This is a genomic window from Streptomyces sp. SAI-127 (assembly GCF_029894425.1).
Taxonomy (GTDB): Bacteria; Actinomycetota; Actinomycetes; order Streptomycetales; family Streptomycetaceae; genus Streptomyces.
Genome location: NZ_JARXYJ010000001.1, coordinates 6,105,047 through 6,126,827, shown reverse-complemented (window position 1 = coordinate 6,126,827; position 21,781 = coordinate 6,105,047). Strand labels below are relative to the sequence as shown.

At 73.4% G+C, this 21,781-nt stretch carries 28 protein-coding genes; 2 read left to right on the top strand and 26 right to left on the bottom strand.

Features of this window, described 5'->3' with window-relative positions:
* Positions 1-134: 134 nt before the first annotated feature.
* From M2157_RS28270 to M2157_RS28230, 9 genes are read right to left on the bottom strand one after another with little or no spacing between them, the layout of a single operon-like run.
* On the bottom strand, positions 135-1,763 hold the full coding sequence (locus M2157_RS28270) for a hypothetical protein (RefSeq protein ID WP_280866558.1): 1,629 nt from the start codon (positions 1,761-1,763) through the stop codon (positions 135-137).
* On the bottom strand, positions 1,750-2,199 hold the full coding sequence (locus tag M2157_RS28265) for a hypothetical protein (RefSeq protein ID WP_280866557.1): 450 nt from the start codon (positions 2,197-2,199) through the stop codon (positions 1,750-1,752). The genes M2157_RS28270 and M2157_RS28265 overlap by 14 nt, the downstream gene beginning before the upstream one ends.
* 48 nt (positions 2,200-2,247) lie before the next feature.
* Positions 2,248-2,922, bottom strand: coding sequence for a GTP cyclohydrolase I (gene folE / locus M2157_RS28260; RefSeq protein ID WP_280866556.1), 675 nt, complete (start codon positions 2,920-2,922; stop codon positions 2,248-2,250).
* A 3-nt stretch (positions 2,923-2,925) separates the two neighbouring features.
* Entirely contained in the window at positions 2,926-3,651 is a 726-nt protein-coding gene (locus tag M2157_RS28255; RefSeq protein ID WP_280866555.1) for a 7-carboxy-7-deazaguanine synthase QueE, read from the bottom strand.
* Complete coding sequence (locus M2157_RS28250) at positions 3,648-4,100, bottom strand: 6-carboxytetrahydropterin synthase (RefSeq protein WP_280866554.1); 453 nt, start codon at positions 4,098-4,100, stop codon at positions 3,648-3,650. Before M2157_RS28250 ends, M2157_RS28255 begins: the two co-directional genes overlap by 4 nt.
* Complete coding sequence (locus tag M2157_RS28245; protein WP_280866553.1) at positions 4,097-4,546, bottom strand: hypothetical protein; 450 nt, start codon at positions 4,544-4,546, stop codon at positions 4,097-4,099. Before M2157_RS28245 ends, M2157_RS28250 begins: the two co-directional genes overlap by 4 nt.
* Positions 4,543-5,457, bottom strand: coding sequence for a hypothetical protein (locus M2157_RS28240; RefSeq protein WP_280866552.1), 915 nt, complete (start codon positions 5,455-5,457; stop codon positions 4,543-4,545). Before M2157_RS28240 ends, M2157_RS28245 begins: the two co-directional genes overlap by 4 nt.
* On the bottom strand, positions 5,454-6,161 hold the full coding sequence (locus tag M2157_RS28235) for a ParB N-terminal domain-containing protein (protein WP_280866551.1): 708 nt from the start codon (positions 6,159-6,161) through the stop codon (positions 5,454-5,456). Before M2157_RS28235 ends, M2157_RS28240 begins: the two co-directional genes overlap by 4 nt.
* The gene (locus tag M2157_RS28230) at positions 6,158-6,910 is read right to left on the bottom strand and encodes a hypothetical protein (protein WP_280866550.1); all 753 of its coding nucleotides are present in this window, start codon (positions 6,908-6,910) and stop codon (positions 6,158-6,160) included. Before M2157_RS28230 ends, M2157_RS28235 begins: the two co-directional genes overlap by 4 nt.
* Before the next feature lie 136 nt (positions 6,911-7,046).
* On the opposite strand from M2157_RS28230, the gene M2157_RS28225 reads away from it, so the two are divergent.
* The gene (locus M2157_RS28225) at positions 7,047-7,286 is read left to right on the top strand and encodes a hypothetical protein (protein WP_280866549.1); all 240 of its coding nucleotides are present in this window, start codon (positions 7,047-7,049) and stop codon (positions 7,284-7,286) included.
* Here the strand turns inward: M2157_RS28225 and M2157_RS28220 are convergent.
* From M2157_RS28220 to M2157_RS28145, 16 genes are all read right to left on the bottom strand, one after another.
* A complete protein-coding gene (locus tag M2157_RS28220; RefSeq protein WP_280866548.1) occupies positions 7,276-8,034 on the bottom strand; it encodes a hypothetical protein in 759 nt (252 codons plus the stop codon). The genes M2157_RS28225 and M2157_RS28220 overlap by 11 nt on opposite strands.
* Entirely contained in the window at positions 8,031-8,891 is an 861-nt protein-coding gene (locus M2157_RS28215) for a hypothetical protein (protein ID WP_280866547.1), read from the bottom strand. The genes M2157_RS28220 and M2157_RS28215 overlap by 4 nt, the downstream gene beginning before the upstream one ends.
* Before the next feature lie 132 nt (positions 8,892-9,023).
* Positions 9,024-9,425, bottom strand: a complete 402-nt coding sequence (locus M2157_RS28210) for a hypothetical protein (RefSeq protein WP_280866546.1) — start codon at positions 9,423-9,425, stop codon at positions 9,024-9,026.
* 168 nt (positions 9,426-9,593) lie between these two features.
* Positions 9,594-10,424, bottom strand: a complete 831-nt coding sequence (locus M2157_RS28205) for a hypothetical protein (RefSeq protein ID WP_280866545.1) — start codon at positions 10,422-10,424, stop codon at positions 9,594-9,596.
* 63 nt (positions 10,425-10,487) lie between these two features.
* Positions 10,488-11,420 carry a DUF3560 domain-containing protein gene (locus M2157_RS28200; protein WP_280866544.1) on the bottom strand — a complete coding sequence of 311 codons (933 nt, stop codon included), beginning with the start codon at positions 11,418-11,420 and terminating at the stop codon, positions 10,488-10,490.
* Positions 11,421-11,498: 78 nt separating this feature from the next.
* Entirely contained in the window at positions 11,499-11,687 is a 189-nt protein-coding gene (locus tag M2157_RS28195) for a hypothetical protein (RefSeq protein ID WP_280866543.1), read from the bottom strand.
* A 156-nt stretch (positions 11,688-11,843) separates the two neighbouring features.
* Complete coding sequence (locus M2157_RS28190) at positions 11,844-12,575, bottom strand: mucin-2 (protein ID WP_280866542.1); 732 nt, start codon at positions 12,573-12,575, stop codon at positions 11,844-11,846.
* Positions 12,576-12,659: 84 nt separating this feature from the next.
* A complete protein-coding gene (locus tag M2157_RS28185) occupies positions 12,660-13,178 on the bottom strand; it encodes a hypothetical protein (RefSeq protein WP_280866541.1) in 519 nt (172 codons plus the stop codon).
* A 182-nt stretch (positions 13,179-13,360) separates the two neighbouring features.
* Complete coding sequence (locus M2157_RS28180; protein WP_280866540.1) at positions 13,361-13,858, bottom strand: hypothetical protein; 498 nt, start codon at positions 13,856-13,858, stop codon at positions 13,361-13,363.
* Complete coding sequence (locus tag M2157_RS28175) at positions 13,756-16,221, bottom strand: DUF6884 domain-containing protein (protein WP_280866539.1); 2,466 nt, start codon at positions 16,219-16,221, stop codon at positions 13,756-13,758. The genes M2157_RS28180 and M2157_RS28175 overlap by 103 nt, the downstream gene beginning before the upstream one ends.
* 106 nt (positions 16,222-16,327) lie before the next feature.
* Entirely contained in the window at positions 16,328-16,534 is a 207-nt protein-coding gene (locus M2157_RS28170; protein WP_280866538.1) for a hypothetical protein, read from the bottom strand.
* A 76-nt stretch (positions 16,535-16,610) separates the two neighbouring features.
* Positions 16,611-17,033 (bottom strand): hypothetical protein, encoded by a 423-nt coding sequence (locus M2157_RS28165; protein ID WP_280866537.1) that lies wholly within the window; start codon positions 17,031-17,033, stop codon positions 16,611-16,613.
* Between the two features lie 68 nt (positions 17,034-17,101).
* Positions 17,102-17,275, bottom strand: a complete 174-nt coding sequence (locus M2157_RS28160) for a hypothetical protein (RefSeq protein ID WP_280866536.1) — start codon at positions 17,273-17,275, stop codon at positions 17,102-17,104.
* Positions 17,276-17,339: 64 nt separating this feature from the next.
* Positions 17,340-18,101: a hypothetical protein gene (locus tag M2157_RS28155; protein ID WP_280866535.1), complete on the bottom strand. Its 762-nt coding sequence runs from the start codon at positions 18,099-18,101 to the stop codon at positions 17,340-17,342.
* 180 nt (positions 18,102-18,281) lie between these two features.
* Positions 18,282-19,412: a hypothetical protein gene (locus M2157_RS28150; RefSeq protein ID WP_280866534.1), complete on the bottom strand. Its 1,131-nt coding sequence runs from the start codon at positions 19,410-19,412 to the stop codon at positions 18,282-18,284.
* A gap of 177 nt (positions 19,413-19,589) precedes the next feature.
* Entirely contained in the window at positions 19,590-20,867 is a 1,278-nt protein-coding gene (locus tag M2157_RS28145; protein WP_280866533.1) for a hypothetical protein, read from the bottom strand.
* 181 nt (positions 20,868-21,048) lie between these two features.
* On the opposite strand from M2157_RS28145, the gene M2157_RS28140 reads away from it, so the two are divergent.
* Complete coding sequence (locus M2157_RS28140) at positions 21,049-21,318, top strand: hypothetical protein (RefSeq protein ID WP_280866532.1); 270 nt, start codon at positions 21,049-21,051, stop codon at positions 21,316-21,318.
* A 112-nt stretch (positions 21,319-21,430) separates the two neighbouring features.
* Here M2157_RS28140 and M2157_RS28135 read toward each other — a convergent pair whose 3' ends face one another.
* Positions 21,431-21,664: a hypothetical protein gene (locus M2157_RS28135; RefSeq protein ID WP_280866531.1), complete on the bottom strand. Its 234-nt coding sequence runs from the start codon at positions 21,662-21,664 to the stop codon at positions 21,431-21,433.
* Positions 21,665-21,781 lie beyond the last annotated feature (117 nt).

The following is a 21,781-nucleotide window of genomic DNA, read 5'->3' as shown; positions in this document are numbered from 1 at the left end:
GCAGGGCTCTCCACATAAAAGGAGAGGTGGAACGAGCAGGACGGTAGCGGCCCACCAGGGCGTGCCGCCAGCCGGGTTGGGACACGGCTGCATCAACCCTGGCCAGGGCGGCAGAGCGGATATGCCAGCGGTCCTCACTTGGTGGCGGGCAGGCCCTGGGTCGTGGGGCGGGCGTATCGAGCAGCGGCGCGGGAGGGGCGGCCGTCGCGCTGTCCGCCGGGGGCGTGGACCTTGGAGGTGGTCAGGTGGTCCGCGTACATGGCCATGGCGACGGCGTCGCCGCGGTCCGGGGAGCGGCCGAGGCGGGCGACCACGTCGTCCTTGGGCTCCACTTTGATCTTGGGTGGCACGCCGGTGGTGATGTCCCACGTCGGTGTCGTCAGGTCTGAGACCAGCAGGTCGTCCGGGGGGAGGGCGAGCTGGGCGCCGAACGCGGGGTCGAGCAGCTCCCGCAGCTTCCAGTAGGCGGCGCTGCGGGTGTTGGTGAACCCGTATTGCCCGTCACGGGTGCGCAGCTTGGTCTTGGCCGCGCCTGTGTAGGCGAGGACGGGCACGCGCAGCTCCCGGGAGCGGTCGATGACGCCTCCGCCGACGCCCACGGAGTCCACGACGGCGACGGCGCCGCCGGGCTCCTCGCCCAGGGCGGCCTGGACGCGGGCGGTGGTCTGCATGGTGTCCTCGCGGTCGTGGATCTCCAGCTCGGCGATGATCAGGGCCAGGCGGTGGGCCAGGACGGTGGAGTCTCCACCGGAGCGGGCGACGTCCACGCCGATGACGCTGCGGCCGTCCGGGGCGGGGCGGCCGGCCTGGTCCCACTCGTGCCACCGCTCGATCGCTGCGTCCACCCAGGCGAGCGGGATGACGCTGTCCTCGTCGCTGGCGTGGAACTCCCCCAGGACGCGGTTGGCGTACATGGCACTGTCCCGGCCCCACTGGCGGGCGCGCTGCTCGGCCCAGTCCTCACTGATGCGGCCGGCGGCGATGGCCTCCTCAAGGGTGACGTGGCGGGCGTGCCAGTCCTCCAGGCCGGCCGCCCGCTTGTGGATCTCGTAGAACCGTCCGGCGGGCGGGCCCGGGGTGCTGATGGCCAGGGCGAACGCTTCCGGGAGGCCGTCCATGCGGCCACCGGAGAACGCGCCTTCAATGGCGTCCCAGGTGCCGTCTGGGACGACCTTGGCCTCATCAATCAGGTAGAACAGGCTGTCCGCGTGGGCGCCCTCGATCAGCTCCGGCTTGTTGGACGCCACCGGGGAGGCGGCGCCGTGCACCAACTTGAGGTTGAGGCGCAGCAGCTCCGACAACTCGGAGAAGGGTTCACGCCCGAGGACGTCCCAGCGGATACGGCGGGCCCACTTGTGGATCTCGGGCCACAGGTACACCGTCAGGTGCCTCCACGCGGACGCGGTGGTGAGGACCTTCCAGTCGTAGCCGGCGGCCTCCCTCGTGGTGGCGAACCACAGCACCGCCAGGGAGGCAACGCCGGTCTTGCCCAGGCCGTGGGGGCCACGGGCGGCCACGCGCCGATGCTTCGTCAGGGCGCCCAGGATGTCGCCCTGGTAGACGGTGATCCCGCCGTCCTCGCCCCAGTCGATGACCTCCCGCGCCCAGGCGGCGGGCCGGTACAGGTACCGCTCCGCCGCCTGCATGCGCCGCTCCAGCCGGGCCAGGTGCGGCCGCCAGGACGGTGGCGCCTTACGGGCCAGCTCCAGGCGCTGCGCCCGGCTCAGGCGCCGGTATGCCGCCTCCGCTTCAGGCGTCAGCACCGACCGCCCCCAGCTCCGCGTCGTCGCCGGCCGGGGTGGCGCTGATGATCGCCAGCAGGTCGTCCGCCGTGATCTGCCCGGTGACGTCCAGGTCCAGCTTGTCCGGCTCGGCCAGGCCCCACAGCTTCACGATGCGGTCCACCAGCCGGGCCGCGGTCTCCACCGCCTTCAAGTCGCCCTTGAGGGCCTTGGGCCACACGGCCGCCAGCAGCCGCTGGTAGCGCATGGCCTGGAGCTCGCGCAGCTGCTGCGCCTTGTCCTTGAGGTTGGTCAGGTTCGCGGACAGGGCGCGGTCCACGTCCGTGTGGGCGGCCCCCCTGCTCGCGTAGCCGAGACGCTCGGCGATCGTGTCGTAGTCCACGCCGGCCAGCACCATGCCGATGGCCTTGGTACGCCGCTCCGCCACCTGGGCGCGCTTGGCCCTGCTCGCGCTCATCCGGTGCCCTCCGTTCGCATATCCCTATTGGTTCGCATGACCGAACGCTCAGCCGGACATGAGCCGGTGCAACTCCTCCCGCCGGTACGGGTCGGCGTCGAAGCAGCCGGTATAGGAGGCGGTGACCATGACCGCGCCTGGCTTGCGGGCGCCTCGGTGGGCCAGGCAGCCGTGTTCGGAGCGGATGACGCAGGCCGCGCCGAGCGGGGCCAGGTGCTCGTCCAGGGCGGCGGTCACCTGGCGGGTGAGGTCTTCCTGGGTCTGGAGGCGGCGGGCGTACACGTCCAGGACGCGCGGCAGCTTGGACAGCCCGGCCACCGGGTCCCCGAGGCGGGGCTGATACGCGATGTCGGCGTGCCCGGTGAACGGGAGCAGGTGGTGGGCGCACAGGCTGGTGAAGGGGACGCCGGTGACGACGATGGGCGTGCCGGCGTGCTCGGCCGGGAACGTGCGGGCGAGGTGCTGGGCGGGGTCCTCGTCGTAGCCGGCCGTCATCTCGTTGAGCGCCCGGAGCACGCGGTCCGGGGTGTCGACCACGTCCGGGGCGGCCGGGTCCAGGCCGCGGGCGGCCAGCCAGGCGCGCACCCCGGCCTTGAGCGCCACGGCCCCGGGCAGCGGGTCCCCCGGGTAGGCGGAGGCGGGGAGCTGGATGGTGCGCCCCTTGCGGGGGTTGAGGGCGCCCGGGGCGACGTTGAGGCCCTGCGGCTCGTCGGTGGTGGTCATGGCTCATCGGCCTTTCTCGTCGCCCCAGATGGCGACATGGAGGCGGGGCGAGACGTTGAAACCGGCGGCGATGGCCGGGTCGGCGAGCTCGCTGAGGCGGCGGGTGATGGTGGCGTTGTCGGTGCCCTCGGGCATGATCCAAACGCGCTCCGGGTCGATGGCGTGGGCGGCGGTGAACGCCTGTACCTCGCGGAGGTCGTCCAGGCCGCGGCACACGAACTTGAAGCAGGCTTTGCGGGTGTCATGGAGGGCGTACAGGGCGCCCGGGCGGATGCGCTTCTCCGCGGGGTCCCCGGCGTGGGCGAGCTTGGGTGAGACGTTGAAGCGGGTGACCCAGCGGGCGGTGTGCTCGGTGGGCTCCTGGGTGCCGTTGGTCTCCACCTCGATCTCCGCCCCGGCGAGGATGAGCGCGCCGAGGAGGGCCCGCCAGCCGTCTTTGCGCTGATGGAGGAGGGGTTCACCGCCGGTGATGACGACCATGGCGGGGTCGCCCTGCAGGGCGTGGGCCAGGATCTGGTGGATGGGGCGGCGGGTGAGGGTCTCGCGCAGGTTGTAGCGGCCGGCGTCCCAGGTCTCTGGGGTGTCGCACCAGGTGCACGTCAGGTTGCAGCCGCCGAGGCGGATGAACGAGCAGCGGCGGCCGGTGCTCGGTCCCTCGCCTTGCACGGTGGGCCCGAAGACCTCCCGGACGACGAGGGTGTCGTTGGTGTCGACGTCCAGGGCGGTCACGAGGCGTCCTCGAACGGGTCGGTCTGCTCCCAGGTGGCGCCGTTGGCGTGGGTCTCTGTGATGTGGACGCGGGAGATGTAAGCGCGGTAGGCGTGGTCCAGGCCGAACAGGATGTCGCCGGCGACGTGGGCGAGTAGCTCAGCTGTGGCCTCCACGGTGGGCCAGCGGGTCACCTCGTAGACCTTGGAGCCGTGGGCGCGCAGGATGGGCAGGAGGGCGTCCTGAGCGCCGAGCATGGCGCCGTGGTCCAGGTGCTGGTCGATCCAGGCGCGCAGCTCCTTCTTGAAGGCGCCGAACTCCACGACCATCCCGGCCGGGGACAGGTCCGGGGCGGCCACGGTGACCTCCGCCCACCAGGAGTGGCCGTGGAGGGACTGGCACTTGCCGGGCAGGTGCGGGAGGCGGTGCGCCGTCTCGAAGTTGTGGCGGATCGTCACGAGGTTGGTCATGGCTGGAGCTCCGTGTGGTGGGGGCGGGCGACGGTGTAGCGGGTGGTTCCGGTGTCGTGGCCGATGGCGTCGCGGACGCCGATGACGTCCAGGTGGACGGCGCGCAGCCGGTAGTGGCCGCCCCAGCTCTCCCAGGCGTGGTCTACGTAGCCGTCCAGGTGGGCGAACAGGCGGTCGGCGATGTCCTCGTTGGTGGCGTCTTTGAACACGGCCCGGGTCAGGGCGTGGATGTACCGCTCCAGGGCCTGGTTGGTGTCGGCGAACGAGGGGTAGCCGTGGCGGCCGATCGTGTCGTAGACGACGGTGACGGCGCCGGTGTGGGAGTGGGCGCGCAGGTTCATGGCCCGGTTGACGTTGGTGAAGAAGACGGCGATGGGGCCGACCGTGACGGTGCGGTCCAGCACCTCGGCGGCCGGGGCCGGCTGCTCGGGCTCGGGTGTGGTCATGCTCGTGCTTCCTGCTGGAGGGTGCGGACGCCGCCAGCTGCGCGGCGCAGGTTGGTGGTGGTGGACTCCGCCAGGTACAGGTGGAGTCCGGGCGCGGCCTGGGCGCCGTTGCGGGTTACGGCGTTGTGCGGGCCGGGCGGGATGGCGATGGGGCCGTGGCGGGCGCGGATGTACGCCTCGAAGCGGCGCCAGGCGACCGCCGCGGTGACGGCTGCCGCGGTGTTGTCCTGGGTGGCCTTGGACGCGAACGCCAGCGGGTTGGCGTGGTGGTGGCGGATGAGGTCCCGGTGCTGGAGCAGGGCCTGGCGGTCGCGCTGGAGGAGGGTCACCCACCGGCCGGTGGCGTTGTCGAAAAGGCGGATGATCCCGAAACGGAACCCGGCGGTCCAGGTGGAGGAGTCCACGGAGTAGAACGGGAACTCCCGCAGGGCCCGGTCCACGGTGAGGCCGAACCCGTGGAAGACGGCGCGGCCATCCGCGATGCGGAACACCTTGTCCAACCAGGTGAGGACGTCCGGAAGAGGGTTGCCGAGGAGCTTGCCGAGGGCGATGTACGTGTATCCCTCGTCCAGGTAGCGCTCCAGCCAGTGCCAGGGCTCCCCGGTGTGGAAGACGGGGATCGGCTCCAGGCCGTGCTCCTGCTCCAGCCGCTTCTGGTTGCGCCAGGTGGCCTCTGGGGCGCCGATCACGTCCAGGTTGGCGTACAGGGTCAGCCGGCGGTCGTGCTGGTGGCACCACGCGGCGTAGTCCTCGACGGTGAGGGTGATGCCGAGGGTGCGCGCGGAGTGCGCCCCGGAGTCCCCGAACACCTGGGTCGGGCCCACGTGCAGCTCCTCCAAGAAGGGCGCGAAGATCGGCGTGCGGAAGTACGCGTATGAGGTCAGGGCCTTGAACGGCTGCGGGGTGCTCATGCCGCGGCCCCGGCCCGGGCCGTCTCCACCTCGTTCAACAGGCCGAGGAGCTTGGCGCCGTCGTCCTGGCCGGGGTGGGCGTCCAGGGCAGCGCGCCAGCGGTCGAACACGGCGTGAGGCACGCGGAGGCTGATGACGGGGTTGAACACTTCCGGGTTGGTGTCCAGGTCGCCGTCCTCGTCGCCGGCGGCCCGGGCGGAGCGCTCCGGGGCGCCGCGCACGGGCTCGTCGTCGTCGGGCAGGTCCACCAGGGCGGTGATGTCGGCGACGTCCTGGTCGCTGTAGCCGGTGCCGTCGACGTCGCCGAGGGTGCCGAGCAGCTCGGCCAGGCCGGCGTAGTCGTACGTTCCAAGGTCTGAGGTGCGGTTGTCGGCGAGGTTCACGCGCAGCGCCGTCTTGTCGTCGCACTCCACGACGTCGCAGCGCGCGGCCGGGACCCAGTGCGGGCTGTTCCGGCAGACGCCGCAGGCCTTGACGCCGCAGTCGCCGGGGCCGTGCTCGAAGAGGGCTTGACGGGTGTGGTTGCCGGCGAGCACCACGAGGGCGCCGTCAGGCTGCTGACGGACCACCAGGCCGCGGTACTGCCCGTTCTTGCGCAGGCTGGCCAGGATCGCCGGCACGTCGCCGCGCTTTGCGTTGCCTGGGTACGGCGTGAGCCGGTCCACCGGGATGGTGTCGGTGCGCAGGTAGGTGGCGGAGGTCATTTGGGGGAGTCCTCTCGGGTCGGGCGGGTGAGTTCCAGCAGCCAGGCGAGGCGGGCGCCGTCGTCGGCGGAGCGGGGGCAGGTGGCGGTGGCGGCGTAGAACTCATCCCGGACGGCGGGCGGGATGCGCAGGCGCAGCACGGGCCACAGGCCGCTCCCCTGCTCGTCGTCGCCGGTGGCGTCCCCGGCCGGGACGGCGGCGCGGGCCGGCTGCTCGTCGCCGTAGTCCTCGCGCGGGGCGTAGGTGTCGGCCAGTTCCTCGAGGGAGGGGGGCGGTGCCAGCAGGCGCTCCACGTCCGCGTCGCTGTAGCCGGTGCCGTCCAGGTCCGGCAGGTAGGAGAGCAGCTCGACCAGGCCGTCCAGGTCCCAGTCGCCTTTCTCGGCGGCCCGGTTGTCCACGAGGTTGATCCGGCGCGCGGTCTCCTCGTCGCACTCCACGATCTCGACGCGCGCGGCGGGGGCCCAGGGGAGGCCGTGGCAGACGGCGCAGTCGGCGTCCGGGCGGGCAGCGGTGGGGATGGAGGAGGTGCAGGGGCCGCGGCCGTGGAGGGCGAGCGCCAGCATGGTGTGGTTGCCGGCGAGGACGACCAGGCCGTCCGGCGTCTGGCGGGCGATGAGGGAGCGGTACTGCCCGCTGGCGCGCAGGCTCTCCAGGATGAGGCGCACGTCGCCCTTGCGGGCGTTGCCCGGGTACAGGCTCAGGTCTTCCAGCGGCACCTGTTCGGTGCGCACGTACGTCGCCTGTGACATGGGCTTATCCCCCTGCTCGGTGTCCTGGGCGACGGAGAAGGATAAGCGGAAGCGCAAGTTCCGCCTGGGGGTGTGGTGGTGGACGGTGGGCGTACAGTGCCCGCCGCGCCGTTCCCGACTGTGAGGAGTGCCGTCGATGCCTGTGCCGAGCTGCCCGCCCCCGCCACCGCCGCCCACCCACGTGCGCGTGTTCGCCGAGGCGAGGGTGGAGGCGTTCCCCTACAGCGCGTGGAAGGTGGTCACCCGGCAGGAGTGGGCGGCCTCCAGCCGGGAGCAGCGCGAGGAGTGGAGGCTGGAGGCCGCCATGTGCCTGTTGAGCACCATTGCTATGGAGAAGGGCGTGGGCGCGGCGGTCAGGGCTCGGGTCACGTACTGACCCGGTCCCGGCGGCGGGCGTCCTGCTCGGCCTGCCACTGGCGGAACGTGCGGCCCTGCATGCGCCGGCGGAACTGCGGGATGTTGTTGGATGGGATGCCGACGGGGGCGGGGCCGAGGACGGCCAGGAGGTCGCTGGAGTCCTGGGAGTGCCAGCCGTCCGCGCGGATGGCGGCCTCATCCGGGTACACGTCGGCGACGCGGTCCCTGCTCGGGTCCAGCAGGTGGTCCTCCCGGCCGCCGTAGCTGTAGACCCAGCGGAAGTTGGCAGGCGGGTTGGGCGCCACCATGCGCTTTAGCCGGCTGACTTCCTTGGTGTACGCGTAGAAGTTGACGCCGGGCCGGAAGATCATGATGCGGAGCCAGGCGGCCAGGTAGTGGTCACTGAAAAAATCGCCGGCGTCGTGTACGCGCACCCACCCGCCCTGGTGGCGTGGGTGGGCGAGCTCGGCGGCCATCTGGCGTTGCCAGCCGGGCAGGTCGTCCAGGACGTACTCCAGGTTTCGCTGGTGGCGGTCGACCACGCCCGGGAACAGGTAGGTCCCCTGGCGCGCGTAGCAAGCCAGGGCGCAGACGCCGGCCTCCGGACAGGTCTTGACGGTGCGTCCGTCGCGCAGCCGGGTGGCCAGGGCCGGGAGGGTCCAGTTCCAAATGCCCTCGTCGCGCAGCTCGCTGTTCTGGGTCAGCAGCCGCTCAGGGCGGCGCAGGCGGCGCCGCCGAGGCGGGGCCAGGTCGACGGCCGTGCTCATGATTCGGGGGCGCCTGCGGCGCGCAGCAGGGCCTTGACGGTCACGACGCCGTCGTGGGCGTGGCGGGAGTCCAGGACGGCCACGAGGGTGCGCAGGGCGCGCAGCACGATGACGCTCGCGTCCTCCGCCTCGAACACCTCCCGGGCCGCGGACACGAGGCGGGCGGCCTCGTCGCGGTCGGCGGCCGGGTACGTGAGCAGCATGGACCGCATGCCGTCCGGCATGGGCGGGGCGACGGTGCCCGGGGCGGGGCCTTCCGGGATGGTGTCGCCGCTGGCCGGCGGCGCGCTCGAGGTGGCCGGCTGCGCCGGTGCCGTGTTCCCGGCCGGGGCGGCCTGCTCGGGCTCGGGCTCCTCGTCCTCCTCGTATGCCTCCTCGATGGCGGCCACCAGGTCGGCCAGGTCCTGGTCGGTGTAGCCGGTGCCGGCGAGGTCGCCGTCCAGACCGGCGATCAGCTCGGCCAGGGCCTCCTCGTCCCATCCCCCGGTCTGGGCTGCCTTGTTGTCCACCAGGTTGATGCGGGTGGCGGTGGCGTCGTCACAGGTGACGATCTCGCAGCGCGCGACGGGCGCCCATTCCTGGCCGCCGCACAGGGCGCAGGGCAGTTCCTCGCCGTCCACGGTGGTGGTGAGGCCGCAGGGGCCGGGGCCGTGGGCCAGCAGGGCCTGGAGGGTGTGGTTACCGGCGAGGACCACCAGGCCGTCGCCGGTGTCCCGGGCGATGAGGCTGCGGAACTGGCCGGTGCGCACGAGGCTTTGCAGGATGACGGCGGGGTCGCCGCGGCGGGCGTTGCCGGGGAAGGGGCGCAGGTCGCCGAGGGCGACGTCTTCGGTGCGGGCGTAGGTGGCCTGGCTCATGGGTGTTGTCCCTGCTCGGGGGCTGCTTGGGCAGCGGAGCAGGGTACGCCGGGCGGTGGGCGGGGCCCTGGGGACGAGGAGGGCCCGCACGGGCCGGAGGGGACGGCCAGGGCGGGCCCAGTGGGCGGGCGGTTACGGGCGGACGGCCTCCTGGTGGGCCAGGGCTTCCTCACAGTTGACGGTGCGGCAGCCCTCGGTGAGGTAGCAGCCGTGGACGCACCGGTCCCGGTTGTAGGGGTCCTCCTCGTTCCGGCGGGGGGCGCGGCGGGCGGGGACGGTGGGCCGCTTGTGCCAGCCCATCGGCTCGTCCTGGGTGTCCGGGTCCCAGTCGGCGACGGCGCGGGCCACCAGTTCCGGGTCCTTGGGGTAGCACCAGCCGTGCTCATACATCCATGCGCCGTCGTCGTGCTTAGGGATGGCCACCAGGCGGATGTTGAAGCCTTGCCACAGCCACACGTACCGGTGGGTGTCGTCCTCGGCGAGTTCGGTGCCCTCCCAGTGGGCGTCATAGCGGGGCGGGGTGTGCAGCTTCATGCGGGGCGCTCCGTGCGGGGTCGGGTGCGGTGGAGGGTACCGGCCGGGGCGGGACCCCGGCCGGGTGTTCAGCGGTGTTCGGACAGTGTCCGGACAGTGTCCGGGGCGGTGTCCGGACACGGGGCGGACATGTCCCCACCGGTGTCCGGCGGTTGAGGTTGCTGCTGGTCAGGCGTGTCCGGACGTGTCCGCGGGGGTGGTGTCCGGGGCGCGTCCGGTGGTGTCCGCGCGGGCGGCCAGGCGCGCGGCGGTGGCCAGGCACGCCTTGCAGCTCGGCGTGCGGCCGTCGTCGATGGGCTCGAAGTGCTGGAGGTCCCGGGCGCGGCTGGGCACGTAGCACAGGACGGCGTGAGCGTCCCGGTGCAGTCGGCCGGCGTTGAGGTCGTCCAGCAGGTAGATGTGGTCCCCACCCTGGGTGTAGCCGTCCAGGTGGCGGTGGCTGGTGTAGTTGTGGCGGACGTCCGCGCGCACGCCGTACGCGTCGCGCAGGACGGCCTGGAGGCGCTGCCACTCCTCGACCTTGCGGTGGCGCTCGGCTGCCTCGGCCTGGCGGCGTTGCTCCTGCTCGGCCTCCTGCTGGGCGAGGCGGGCGGTGGCGAGCGGCGGCGGGGGCGGGGTGGGCTCGGCGAGCGCGGCCAGGTACAGCAGATAGTGGTCCGGCCAGGTGAGGGGCCGGGAGTCCCCGGAGGGGCGGCCCAGGACTTCCGCTGCCCACTCCGGGTTGTGGGTCGGGCGGTTGAGGACGTGAGGCTGTACGAACGGGCCTGCCTCGCGGCGGGCGCGCTCGCGCAGCTCGGTGAGCTGCTCGTCCGTCAAGGCGGACGCTCGGGGGCGGTCGACGTCGACCCATTCCCAGGCGTGGCCCTTGATCTCGTCCGGGGCGTCGGGGTTGGTGATCAGGTCGCCGCCGTCGCCGCGCTTGAGCTCCCGGACGGTCACGGGGCCGGGGCCGCTGGTGATGATGTCGCCGACCTGGAGGTCGTCGGCCTGGATGCGCATGGGGTGCTCCCGGGGTGCAGGTCGGGGCGGCGGCGCGGGGTGCGCCGCCGCCAGCGGGGCGGGTCAGTCGGTGGTGGACTCGGCGGCCTCGGCGGTGTCCTCGACGTGGGCGCAGCGCAGGTCCTTGACCTCCTCCCACCCGTACTTGTCCTCCCAGGAGTAGCCGGTGGTGACGGCCACGGTCTTGGCGTTCGCCCGGACCACCTGGCGCCACTGGCCGCGGATCTTCACCTGGTCGTCCTTGTGGACGTTGTCGCGGCTGTACTGGCCGAACCGGCCCGCCTGGCGGGCCTGCTCCAGCAGCTCCTTGTCCCCCTCGATCCGGGTCACGAGGGTGGCGCGGTCTCCCTCGTACTGCTCGCGTACGACGCTGGGGCCGGGGGCGAGGCGGGCCAGGCGGCGGTCGATGCCGCGCACCTCGGCCTCCATGCGGTCCACGCGGCGCTTGATGACGTCCGGGCGCTCCCCGCGGGCCTCGGCGCGGTGGGATCCGGCGATGCGCTCGGGGATGACCTCCGCCTGGCGGGCCACCTGGGAGCCCTTGATGGCGGTGTCGATGGAGCGGTTGAGGAGGTTGCGGTGGGCCTGGCCGCGGCGGCCGGGCAGGACCGGCTGGCCCATGGGGATGTGCTCCACCATGGCGTTGGAGCGGGCGTGGAGGGCGGCGGACTCGGCGGTCAGGCGCTCGCCCTTGGCGGCCAGGCCGGTGCGGCGCTCCTCCAGCCGCTCGTGCTTGTCCGCGCGCACGGTGGCGTTGTCGCGGGGGGTGTCGTCGATCTCCACCGTGACCTCGTGGCCGGCGGCGCGCAGGGCCTCCGCTGCGGCGTTGATGGACAGGCGGCGGGCGGCCTGGTCGCGGCTGTTGCGGATGCCCCACTGCTTGATGGAGGGGAACCAGCGGAAGCCGTGGGTCTTGAGGATCGGGGCGGTGCCGTCGCCCTCGGCGGTGCCGTCCACCAGGGTGCCGTCCTCGTGGGTGTGGGTGATCTCGATCATGCGGGGTGTCTCCTTGCCTGGGGTGTGGGTGGGGTGCGGGGCCGGGCGCATATCGGGTGCGCCCGGCCTGGCGGGTGGTCAGGTGTTGACGCGGCGGGCGTAGTTGAAGCGGCGGCTGGTGCCGTTGTCGAAGAACACGGTCCGGACGGTCATGCCGTCGATCACGTCCTTGATGGTCATGCCGTTGATCTCGCGGCCCACGTGGAGGTTTCCGGTCACGGTCAGGTCGCCCTCGACGGTGGTGTGCTCCTGCTCGCGCTGCTGCATCGCTGTCCTTTCCGGTCGGGCGCTGTGCCCTTCCAACACCCCACACGTTACACAACATGACTTGGCCAACGCAACTTGGCCAACGTCGGGAGTGTCGCCGCTCCAGCGGTGTCCGGACGTGTCCGCGGACACGTCCGGACACCGTCCGGCCTGCGGTTACGCGTACAGGTCGGCCACCAGGGCGGTGGCGTTGTCCGGCCGGTTGGTGACGGTGCGGGCGGTGGCCACGGCGTCCTTGACGACGCGACGGGCGGCCTCGGCGGGCGTGCCGTACAGCAGGTCACCGATGCGGTGGCCGGCGTCCTCGTGGGGCTCGTACGCGCCGTCACAGGCCAGCAGCAGGCGCCCGCGCTCGGCGCTGATGGTGGCCGCCTCGACGGCGGGGTGGTTCACCTCGTTCATGAGGTCCTGGTCGGTGTCGACGGAGCCGAGGCAGCTGGTGACGCGGTGGCGGCTGCCGCCGTCGTGCGTCTCGCAGGGCGGGTAGACGCGACGCAGGTTGTGGTCCTGGGTGAGGGGGCGCAGGGTGCCGCGTACGAGCCAGTAGGCGCGCACGTCGCCGCTCCAGGCGACGGTGAGCGGCAGGCCGGGGGCCTCGACGGCCACGAGGGCGCACGCCTTGGGGCCCATGGCCCACGGGCCTTGGCGGTCGTCCTCGCGGGCGTAGCGGTCGCGCTCGTGGCGCAGGCCGGTCTCCGCGTCGTGGAGGCGGGCGGCGGTGCGGGCCAGGCGGCGGGCGGCGGCGCGGGTCCAGTCCCGCACGTAGGGCTTGTCTCCGATGCCGTCCAGGAGGGCGTAGGCGCGTACGCCGTCGATGGTGGCCACGGCGGTGGCGTCGCACTGGAAGTCACGGCCGCCGGTGCTCTGGTGGGTGGCGTAGTTGCGCATGGGTCCTGCTCCGTTCCGGTGGTGGGGTGGGGGCGGGGCCGGGGACCGTATATCGGGTACGGCCCCCGGCCGGTTGTGGGTGGGTCAGGCGGCGACCTGGCCGCCGCGGGCGAGGTGGTCGCCGTGCAGCTGCACGAGGAGGGCCAGGAGGGCGTAGCGGGTGGTGGGGTCGGCCTCGGTGGTCAGGTCGTGCTCCGCCAGGGCGATGCGGGTGCGCAGCTCGGCGTCCTCGCGGCCGCCACCGGCCAGCGGCTCCGGGCGGTAGGTGCGGCGGGTGATCGGGGCGGTGACGTAGGCGAACACGGCCTCCGAGATGCCGGCCTCCGGGTGGTCGGCGGCGTGGGCCACGGCCATGAGCAGGGGCAGGTGGCCCTCGGCGGGGGTGCAGTTGGTGATCGTCACGCCGTCCATGACGAGCGGCTCGGCGGTCTCGAATCCCTCGGCGGCGGTGTGCAGGTGGCCGATGAACACCAGCAGCTCGGCGCGGTGGGGGTGGCCGTCCAGGCGGGTGCGGAGGATGTCCGCGAGGTCGCGGGCGCGGGCGGCGCACTGGCGGTACGTGTACGGGGTGGCGGTGCGGGCGGCGGTGGCGGTGGTGTTCATGTGGGTGCTCCGTTCCCGGGGGGCTGTATTGCCCTCCAACACCCCACACGTTACCCAACTCACGTTGGGCAAGTCAAGTTGGCCAACGTGTTCTGTGGCGTGTCGCGGCAGGTCAGGAGGTGCCCGGACACAGCAGCGGCCGGGCGCTCATCGGGTGCGCCCGGCCGGAGAGGGTGCGGCGGTCAGGCCGCGGTGGCCCACACGGGCCCGTGGTCCACACAGTGGGAGTCGAAGCAGTACAGCCAGTGGCACATCCCGCTCCGCCGGTGGGAGGCCGGGGGCTCCGGGTCCAGGACGTAGTCCCGGCCGGCGGGCAGATCCCCCACGGCGCGGCGGCGGGCGTCGACCACCAGGGAGATGGCCTGCGTGAGCACGGCGGTGCTGGTCTCCCCTGCCGGGAAGAACTCACCGGCCTCGGCGTCGTACCACTCGGCATGGATGGCGGTGGCCATGTGACCGAGGGGCAGGATCACTCCGAGCAGGGAGCCGGTGCGGTCGCGCACCTCCCACCCCTGGACAGGGTCGGTGCCGTCCGTCTCGTCGCCCACCCACTTCCAGGCGGCCACCTGGGCGGAGGTCATGGCCACGAGCATGACGGTGGCCTCCATGAAGGTGAGGGCGGCGCCGTCGCGGCCGGTGAACAGGTCCAGGGTGCGGGCGGTAACGGTGCGGCGGGCCATGGGGGGTGTCCTCTCGGGTGGGTGGGGCGGGTCCGGGTGCATATCGGGTGCACCCGGGCCCAGGGTGGGGCGGGGGGTGGGTGGGTCAGGCGGCGGTGATCTCGTCCGCGCTGTACTCCGCGGGCACGTCGTGCGGGTCGCAGGACAGGAGCACCCCGTAGCCGCTGGTGGAGTCCGGCAGGGCCTGGACGGTGCCCAGCGTTCCGGCGGGGGCGTCGATCTCCTCGCCCTCCCAGTCGCCGGCCTCGTACGCCTCGGTGTCGGTGAGGTCGACGGTGGTGCGGATCTGCTGGCCAACGGTGAACACGGTCGGTCTCCCTTCCCGGTCGGGCCCTGCGCCTTCCCGGTGCTTCACACGTTACACAACTCGACTTGGACAACGCAAGTTGGTCAACGGGTCGGATGTCGCGTTCCGGCAGGTGGGAGGCGGGTGCGGCCCCGGCCGCGATGGCGGCCAGGGCCTGGAGCTGGTAGCCCATGCCGCCGAGGCCGGCCAGCGGGGTGGCCGCCTCGGGCCACACGGTCAGGGCGGCGGCGGTGTAGGCGGCGCCGCCCAGCACGGTGACGTCCGCGGCCTGGTCCACGCCCAGGGCCCGGGCCTGCTCGGCCAGCCGGGCCGGGGTGACGCTGCCCGGCTGACCCATGCGCACGTCGTACGGCTCCAGCACCTGGTCCAGGGGCACCAGGCCGTGGAGGGCGCTGAGCACCAGGACGGTGCCGCCCTGGGCGGTGAGGGCGTCAGCAGCGCGTCGGCAGGCCCGGTGATACCCGCCGGTGTAGAGCTCCCCTGCCGGGGCGGCCTGGGCCTGCTTGGCACCTCCGCACGGGATGACGACCACGCGGGGGGCGGGCGCCTCGGCCGGGGCGGGTGCTTCCTCGAGGGCTGCCGCGGCGGCGGCCTGCTCGGCGGCGTGCTCCAGGTGCTGGGCCAGGCTCCACACGGTCCACTCCGGATGGCGGGTCAGCTTGCGCCCGGCGTCCAGGTCGGCGGCCATGCGGCGCACCCATTCCCGCTGGTTGACGTGCATGTTGGGGTCAATGCGCATGTGCTCCAGCGGGGTGCGCACGTCCTGGTGCCACTTGTAGGGCCTCCAGCGCACGCAGGTGGTGCCCACGCTCACGATCGTGCCGCCGTGGCAGTGGCGGGTGCGGGCGCCCGGGCGGAACGGGGGCAGGTACTCCACGTGCATGCCGGGCTCGACCACGCCGGGCCCGGGGATCGGCCCGGGGCGGCCGTTCCACAGCTCCCCCTGCGCGGGGGCCTGCTCGGCCTGCTGCGGGCCGTCGACGGCCGCCGCGGTGTCGGTGTCCCGGGGGGCCTGCTCGGCCGCCTCGGCGGCGCGCTGGCGCAGCAGGGCCACGATCTCCGGGTCCAGGCTGTGGAGCTGCGCCTCCTCCTCGGTGGGCGCCCACCCGGCGGGCACCTTGCGGCCGAGGCGGTGGGTGATGTCCTGTACGCGGGCCCACGCGTCCCAGCAGCGGTCTTCCAGGGCCTCGGCGGCGTGGCGCTGCTCCAGCTCGGCGTAGAGCCACTCCCGCTCCACCTCGCGCTGGGCCTGCTCGGCGCGGAACTTGGCGGCGCGCCGCTGGTGCTCCTCGCCGCCCTGCAGCGGCGGGAGGGCCTGGTGCTCCTGCTTGCGGCCGCGCTCCACGGGGGCGGGCTGGAAGTGGTCCCACAGGGCCAGGGCGCGGCGGGCGTCGGCGGTGGCCAGGATCGGGCGGCGGCCGTGCTCGTCGGCGTCGCCGTGAACCAGGTACCCGGCGGCCTCCAGGGGGATGAGGCGGCCGGCGGCGATGGGGGTTCCGGCCAGGCCGGGGCGGGCGACCAGGCGGGGGGTGCCGTCCTCGTCGCGGAGGAGGTGGCCGTCGACGGCGGCCCGGACGGCGGCGGCGTGCTTGCTGGACCAGGCCAGGGCGCGGGCGGCCTGCTCGGCGCGCCAGTCGGTGGGGTCCACCTCGACGGCGGCCTGCGGGGCGTCGGCCGTTTCGGTCGCCGCCGGGGCCTCGGGGGCCTCCTCGGCCGGCTGCTCGTCGGCGGCGGTGCGGGCGGACTCCGGGAGCTCCCTCACGCGCTCGGCGGCGCCGTTGTGGATGCTGGCGACCGGGCGGTCGCCCATGTAGCGCACGCTCACCTTGAAGGGGAACGGGCCGTTTGCGGTGCGCTCCTCGATCTCGTCGGCGCGCTCGGCGACCAGGACCTCCGCCTCCCGGCGGTACAGGGTCACGTAGGTGAAGCGGCGCTCTCCGTTCACGTAGTCGCCGGCCACGGTGAAGTCGCCGCCCCTGCCCTGCTTGAGGCCCAGGCGGCGCAGCTCCCGGGCGATCGCCACGGTGGGGGTGCTGGGGATCGGGTTCATGGCCATGGGGGCTCCTTCGTTTGGTGGTGCGGTCCAACACCCCGAACGCTATACAACCCCTCTTGCCCAAGTCAAGTTGGGCAAGAGGGGTTGTGGCAGGTGGGAGGCAGTTTCACCCCTGCGGGTCAGGCGGGGTGGGCAGGGGGGCGGTGGGGGTGGTGTCCAGGTCGATCAGCACGTCGGCCCGGTCCTCGTAGCGGATCCGGTAGTCCTCCAGCAGGGCGGGCAGGTCCGCCAGGTCGAACACGGAGTCGCAGGTGAGCAGGTCGCCGGTGGTGACGTCGCGCGCGGCGACTCCGTACAGGGCGGGTGCGGCCATGGCGGTGGTTCCTCTCCAGGGGGGAGCGGGCCGGGCGCCTATCGGGTGCGCCCGGCCCGGGCGGTGCGGGGTGGGGTCAGCTGTCGCCCTGGGCGGCGGCGCGCAGGCCGGCAACCGCCAGGGCGACGCCTGCTCCGTCTCGCCAGGCGACGGCGGCCGGGCTGTCCCAGCTGGTGGCGTACTCCTGGGGCACGGGCACGCCGCGCCAGGTGGCCGGGGCGGGGATGCCGGGCTCGTCGGCGTCCATGGCGGCTGCGGCGATGCGCTCGGCGGCCTCGGGGGCGTCCACGCCCACGCCGTGCTCGACGCCGGGGCCGCGCAGCGCCCACCCGTAGCGGCTGCCGAGGAACGTCAGCTCCCAGCGGATGCCGCCGTGGTCCACGATGCGGGTCACGCGGGTGCCTGGCTTGACGGGGCCCAGGGTGATGCCGGCGGCGGTCAGTTCCTCGGTGAGGGCGTCCAGGTGAACCTGGGGGGTGTGGCGCGGCAGGATCGACATGGGGTGTGCTCCGTTTCTTCGGTGGGGGCCGGGCGCCTGGTGCGCCCGGCAGGGCGGTGCGGGGTGGGTCAGCCGGTGGGCGGGACGTAGTAGCCCAGGGCGCGGGCTACGTCGCGGCGCCAGGCGGCGGCGGTCTCGCCGTCCCAGTCGGCGGCGAGGCTCTTGGGCACAGTCGCGCCGCGCCACAGGACGGGGGCCTGCTCGGTCGTGGTGGCGGGGGCGGGGCGGGTCTGGGCGGCCATGGGGGGCTCCGTTTCTTCGGTGGGGCCGGGCCCCGGGTGGGGCCCGGCGGGTTGGGGGGGTGGGTCAGGCGGTCAGGACCAGGGCGACGTCCTCGGCGACCTCCACGGCGGGGGCCTCGGCCAGGGCCACCTTGAAGGTGTCCTTGCGGGCCTTGCGCGGGGGCACTCCCAGGCCGTTGTCCAGGTAGGCCACGGCGACCTGGTCGGCGTCGATGACCGTGCCGCCGTTGGTGCGGGTGACGGTCACGCGGCCGTACACGCCCACGGGCAGGCGGCGCAGCCACTTCTTCTCCGCGTCGGCCAGCTTGGCCGTGGCCTTGGCGTCGGCGTCCAGGGCCTTGAAGCGGTCCGCGTGGGCCTCGATCTCCTTGACGGCGGGCAGCTCCTCCACCGGCAGCGTCTTGTCCTGCTCTGGGGCGGTGGCCGTGTGGCGGCCCATGCGCTCGGCGACCTCGCCCACCATGCGGGTGGCCGTGGTGGCGGCGCGCAGGGCCAGGCGGTCCAGGCGGCGGGCGGCGGCGCGGGCGGCGCGGGCGGCCAGGCGGGCCTGGTGGCGGGCGACGCGGGCCGTCTGCTCCAGGTCGGCAGCCTTGGCCATGCGGGCGGTCAGGCGGCGGGTGGCGGCGGCCAGGCCCTTGCCGGTGCGCTCGGCCTTGCGCAGCTCGGCGCGGGCGGGGGCGACCTTGGCGCGGGCAGCCTTGGCGCGGTCGGTGGCGCGCTGGGCGGCCTTGGCGGTCTTGGCCTCCTCGCGGCGGGCGGCGGTGAGGGCGTCCTCGGCGTCCACGAGGCGGGCGATCTGCTGCGCGGCCTTGGCGGTGATGTTCATTGCGCTGTCCCTCCGTTCCGTCCGGGCCCCTCGCCCGTCCTGACAACCCATAACTTACCCAACTCACGTTGGCCAAGTCAAGTTGGCCAAGCTGTTCGGGAGTGTCGCGTGTCGCCTCCCGGAACTGCCGGCGCCCCGTCCCCCTGGCGGGGGCGGGGCGTCCTGGGCGGGGCCGGTCGGTCAGGCGGTGGGCGCCTCGGCCGGGGTGCTCGCGGTGCGGCTGGCGATGACCCGCTGGACCTCCGCGCGGCGGCGCAGGACCCGGGTGGCGGCCAGCACGGCGGCCATGTCCACGGTGCCGGGCTCGGCGGGGGCGTCCTCCGCGATCGGGTTACCGGCGAAGTCCACCCGGATCGGGGCGGCCTCACCGCGGACCCATACGCGCTCACCCTCGGCGCTGCGGGCGACGATCAGGGCCACCTTGTTGACCGTGAACCGCTCCTGTGCCGCGTTCCAGCGGGGCATGCGGCGCATGGCGGCCACGGTCTCCTGGACGGTGGAGGCGTCCAGGGTCAGGGTGCGGTCGTCGTTGTCCTTGCCGTTGATGTGCAGGGCCTCCAGGGCGGCGGTGTAGGCGGTCACCTGGACCGGCTCCGCCGGGGCGTCCTCGGTCTCGGGAGCCTCCTCGACGGGGGCGTCGTCCGCCTCCGGGGCCTCCTCGGCCTCGGCCGGCTCGGCCACCTCCGCGGGGGCGTCGTCCACCTCGGTGGCCTCCTGGACGGCCGGGACCTCCGGGGCCTCCTGCTCGTCGGCGGGGGCCTGCTCGGCGACGTCGGCGGCCGGGGCCGGGATGCCGTCCACCATCCAGACCCTGGTGGCCATGCCGCCGTTGAACTCCACGGTGCGGCCCTCGGTGTCCTCCAGGTAGCGGTTGAAGCCGCGGTTGCCGCTCCACTGGCGGGTGAAGGTGTACGGCTGGCCCTTGATCTGCTTCGCGGTGCCCCAGGAGGTAAAGATCAGCTTGCCGCGCGCCTCGTGCAGGTCGCCGTAGATCATGAACGCTCCGTCGGTGCCCGCGCCCTTGAGGGTGCGCCACACCGGGGTGGCCTCCACGGCCGGGGCGGCCTCGGTGGGCGCCTGCTCGGCGGCGGGGGTCTCCTCGGCGGCCGGCGCCTCGGGGGCGGCCTCGGCGGTCCGCAGGGCGGCGATCTTGGTGCACTTGGCGCACGCCTTGCCCTTCTGGGCCTCGGCGGCGGCCAGGAGGCTGGTGGCGGTGCTGCCGCACAGGGTCACCATCTCGCCGGTGGGCACCTGGTGGACGGTGCGGCCCTTGCCGACCTGGGCCGGGCTGGTGGTGGTGGTGGCGTTCATGGCGTGTCCTTCCGTTCCGTCCGGGCCCCTTGCCCGTCCTGACAACCCATAACTTACCCAACTCGCCTTGGCCAAGTCAAGTTGGATAGAGAAAGTCGGGAGTGTCACGCGTCCCAGGCCCTGGATACGGCGGCGCCCCGCCCCCGGAGGCGGGGCGGGGCGGCGGCCGGCGGGAGGTCAGGCGCGGGCGGCCTGCTCGTGGTCCGGCAGCTCCAGGCGCTGGCGGATCTCGTCGGCGGCGGCCTGGGTCACCCGGCTGTTCGTGCCGGTGTATGCCTCGGCGCGCAGGATGGCGCGGCGACCCTCGGGCTTCCACTCCTGGGCGACCTGCTCGGCAACCTCCAGCACGCGGGAGGCGGGCGCGCCCAGTTCGCCGGCGATTTCGGCGACCTCCACGGGCCACGCCTTGGCCACGGCGTCCCGGGCGGCGTCCAGGTCGTGGTGGAACCCGACCTGGCCGTCGCGGCGCTCCGCGTACGGGGCCCAGGCGGCGTAACGGCCGCGGCGCATGCGGGCGCCCTCGTCGTGGACGGTGCCCATGAAAGTGCCGCCGCGCTTGACCTCCCAGCGGCCGGGGCCCACCTCCTTGGCGTAGACGGTGTCCTGGTCCAGGGCGGCGGCCATGCGCTCCAGGGTCTTGGTGGGCTCGGCGGTCACCAGGGCGATGTGCTCAGCCATGGGGGCGTCGTCCAGGCCGGTGCGGCGGGCGAGGCGGGCGGCCTGCTCGGCCTGCCACCGGTACTCGCTGCCGTTGCCGTCGCTGAGGACGTTGCGGGTGGACACCCAGCGGTAGCGGGCGCTGGCACCGTTGCCGGTGCGGAACGTCCAGGCGATGCGCTCGCCGTCCGGCTGGTCGACCGGCTGGAAGCTGTGGGCGGTGGCGTGGGCGGACAGGACGAGGGTGCGCGCGGCGACCTCGGTCACCAGCTCCTGGCGGTGCGCCTCGGCGTCCTGGTCGGCGCGGTGGAGGACGTGGGGGGCGATCAGGTCGGCGTCGCCGTCGTCCCAGCGCACGGCCTGGTAGGCGTACACGTTCGGCAGTCCGCTCCCGGCCTTCCCGAAGGTGGTGCCGGTGCGCTCGGTGTCCTTGGCACGCATGACCACGCGGGTGCCGTCCGCGTAGTAGGTCAGCTCGGGGTCGAACATGGTGGCGGCCGTGACGGTGTCGGCCTCCACGGGGTGCACGCGCCGCTCGATGTCGGCGATCTTGGCGGCCCGGGCGTCCTCGGCCGAGGTGGCCGGGGCCTGCTCGGCCGGCTGCTCGGCGGTCAGGGCCTCCAGGGCGCGCTTGCAGGGTCCGCACGCCTTGCGGCCGGCGGCCTGCTGCTCGGTCAGCTCCGTAGCCACCAGGCGCCCGCAGCCGATGGTGTGGGAGTGGAACGAGTCCTTGCGGACGTAGTGCACGGCCTGGCCTTTGCCGACCTGAGCGGGGGCGGTGGGGGTGGTGCTCGCCATCGGGACCTCCTGGTGCCGCGGCCGGGGCGTTCGCCCGGCCTGCGTCACACAAGTTACCCAAGCATTGTTGGCCAAGTCAAGTTGGCCAACATGAGGCACGCGAACTCAGATCACGCCCCTTACGTGCGGCTCGCCGCGCGGGGACTTGCTTGGCCAACCTGAGTTGTGTAACCCTGCTGCCATGAGCCAGTACACCCCCAGCGATGACGTGATGGCCGGCATCAAGGCCGTGGCAGATGCCGAGAGGGCGCTGAAGCGGAGCCGCGAAGCTCTGCGCGCTGCCGTAGCCTCCGACCTCCTCAACAACCCGGACGCGACCAACAAGCAGGTGGCGGACGTCCTGCCGTTCACCGAGGAGTACGTGCGCCAGGTCGCCCGCGAGTTCGACGTCCCGCGCAAGCGGCAGCCCACCGTGCGCTCCATCAAGGGCGCCAAGCGCACCACCAAGTAGCGCCGGCCCCACGGGTCTGGGGGACCGGCGACGCCGGCGCGCGTACGAGACAGGGCCGCACCCGGAGAGTTCCGGTGCGGCCCTGTGCTGTGCCCGGGGGAGCGGGCCGGGGTCAGCGCATGAACACCGCGGCGACCATGACGACGAACAGGATCGCGGAGGCGACGGCCTGGCCGCGCGGGATGTCCAGGAGGTTGGCGACGGGCACGTAGATGGCGCGCTCGCCGTCCGGGATGAGGCCGGCGTGGGCGATGTTGCGGTGCCGGCGGGCCTCGGTCCAGTACGCGCCGTCCGTCACGCACACCGTGGACGTGCTTCCGCAGTCGTCGCAGCGGTACCTCTTCATGGCCCCCGTCCTCCTTACGGTCTGTGCCCCCATGGTGACCGATCACCAGCCCTGGAGGGAACCGTTCGGGACGGATCGGGGGCGTGAGGTTGCCCCCGATTCGGTCAGTTCGAGCGG

Coding starts and splice junctions, on each gene's coding strand:
- M2157_RS28265 (WP_280866557.1), bottom strand. CDS start 2,199: ATGAGCGCGAGCAGGGCCAAGCGCGCCCAGGTGGCGGAGCGGCGTACC.
- folE (WP_280866556.1), bottom strand. CDS start 2,922: ATGACCACCACCGACGAGCCGCAGGGCCTCAACGTCGCCCCGGGCGCC.
- M2157_RS28250 (WP_280866554.1), bottom strand. CDS start 4,100: ATGACCAACCTCGTGACGATCCGCCACAACTTCGAGACGGCGCACCGC.
- M2157_RS28245 (WP_280866553.1), bottom strand. CDS start 4,546: ATGACCACACCCGAGCCCGAGCAGCCGGCCCCGGCCGCCGAGGTGCTG.
- M2157_RS28240 (WP_280866552.1), bottom strand. CDS start 5,457: ATGAGCACCCCGCAGCCGTTCAAGGCCCTGACCTCATACGCGTACTTC.
- M2157_RS28235 (WP_280866551.1), bottom strand. CDS start 6,161: ATGACCTCCGCCACCTACCTGCGCACCGACACCATCCCGGTGGACCGG.
- M2157_RS28230 (WP_280866550.1), bottom strand. CDS start 6,910: ATGTCACAGGCGACGTACGTGCGCACCGAACAGGTGCCGCTGGAAGAC.
- M2157_RS28225 (WP_280866549.1), top strand. CDS start 7,047: ATGCCTGTGCCGAGCTGCCCGCCCCCGCCACCGCCGCCCACCCACGTG.
- M2157_RS28220 (WP_280866548.1), bottom strand. CDS start 8,034: ATGAGCACGGCCGTCGACCTGGCCCCGCCTCGGCGGCGCCGCCTGCGC.
- M2157_RS28215 (WP_280866547.1), bottom strand. CDS start 8,891: ATGAGCCAGGCCACCTACGCCCGCACCGAAGACGTCGCCCTCGGCGAC.
- M2157_RS28210 (WP_280866546.1), bottom strand. CDS start 9,425: ATGAAGCTGCACACCCCGCCCCGCTATGACGCCCACTGGGAGGGCACC.
- M2157_RS28205 (WP_280866545.1), bottom strand. CDS start 10,424: ATGCGCATCCAGGCCGACGACCTCCAGGTCGGCGACATCATCACCAGC.
- M2157_RS28200 (WP_280866544.1), bottom strand. CDS start 11,420: ATGATCGAGATCACCCACACCCACGAGGACGGCACCCTGGTGGACGGC.
- M2157_RS28195 (WP_280866543.1), bottom strand. CDS start 11,687: ATGCAGCAGCGCGAGCAGGAGCACACCACCGTCGAGGGCGACCTGACC.
- M2157_RS28190 (WP_280866542.1), bottom strand. CDS start 12,575: ATGCGCAACTACGCCACCCACCAGAGCACCGGCGGCCGTGACTTCCAG.
- M2157_RS28185 (WP_280866541.1), bottom strand. CDS start 13,178: ATGAACACCACCGCCACCGCCGCCCGCACCGCCACCCCGTACACGTAC.
- M2157_RS28180 (WP_280866540.1), bottom strand. CDS start 13,858: ATGGCCCGCCGCACCGTTACCGCCCGCACCCTGGACCTGTTCACCGGC.
- M2157_RS28175 (WP_280866539.1), bottom strand. CDS start 16,221: ATGGCCATGAACCCGATCCCCAGCACCCCCACCGTGGCGATCGCCCGG.
- M2157_RS28170 (WP_280866538.1), bottom strand. CDS start 16,534: ATGGCCGCACCCGCCCTGTACGGAGTCGCCGCGCGCGACGTCACCACC.
- M2157_RS28165 (WP_280866537.1), bottom strand. CDS start 17,033: ATGTCGATCCTGCCGCGCCACACCCCCCAGGTTCACCTGGACGCCCTC.
- M2157_RS28160 (WP_280866536.1), bottom strand. CDS start 17,275: ATGGCCGCCCAGACCCGCCCCGCCCCCGCCACCACGACCGAGCAGGCC.
- M2157_RS28155 (WP_280866535.1), bottom strand. CDS start 18,101: ATGAACATCACCGCCAAGGCCGCGCAGCAGATCGCCCGCCTCGTGGAC.
- M2157_RS28150 (WP_280866534.1), bottom strand. CDS start 19,412: ATGAACGCCACCACCACCACCAGCCCGGCCCAGGTCGGCAAGGGCCGC.
- M2157_RS28145 (WP_280866533.1), bottom strand. CDS start 20,867: ATGGCGAGCACCACCCCCACCGCCCCCGCTCAGGTCGGCAAAGGCCAG.
- M2157_RS28140 (WP_280866532.1), top strand. CDS start 21,049: ATGAGCCAGTACACCCCCAGCGATGACGTGATGGCCGGCATCAAGGCC.
- M2157_RS28135 (WP_280866531.1), bottom strand. CDS start 21,664: ATGAAGAGGTACCGCTGCGACGACTGCGGAAGCACGTCCACGGTGTGC.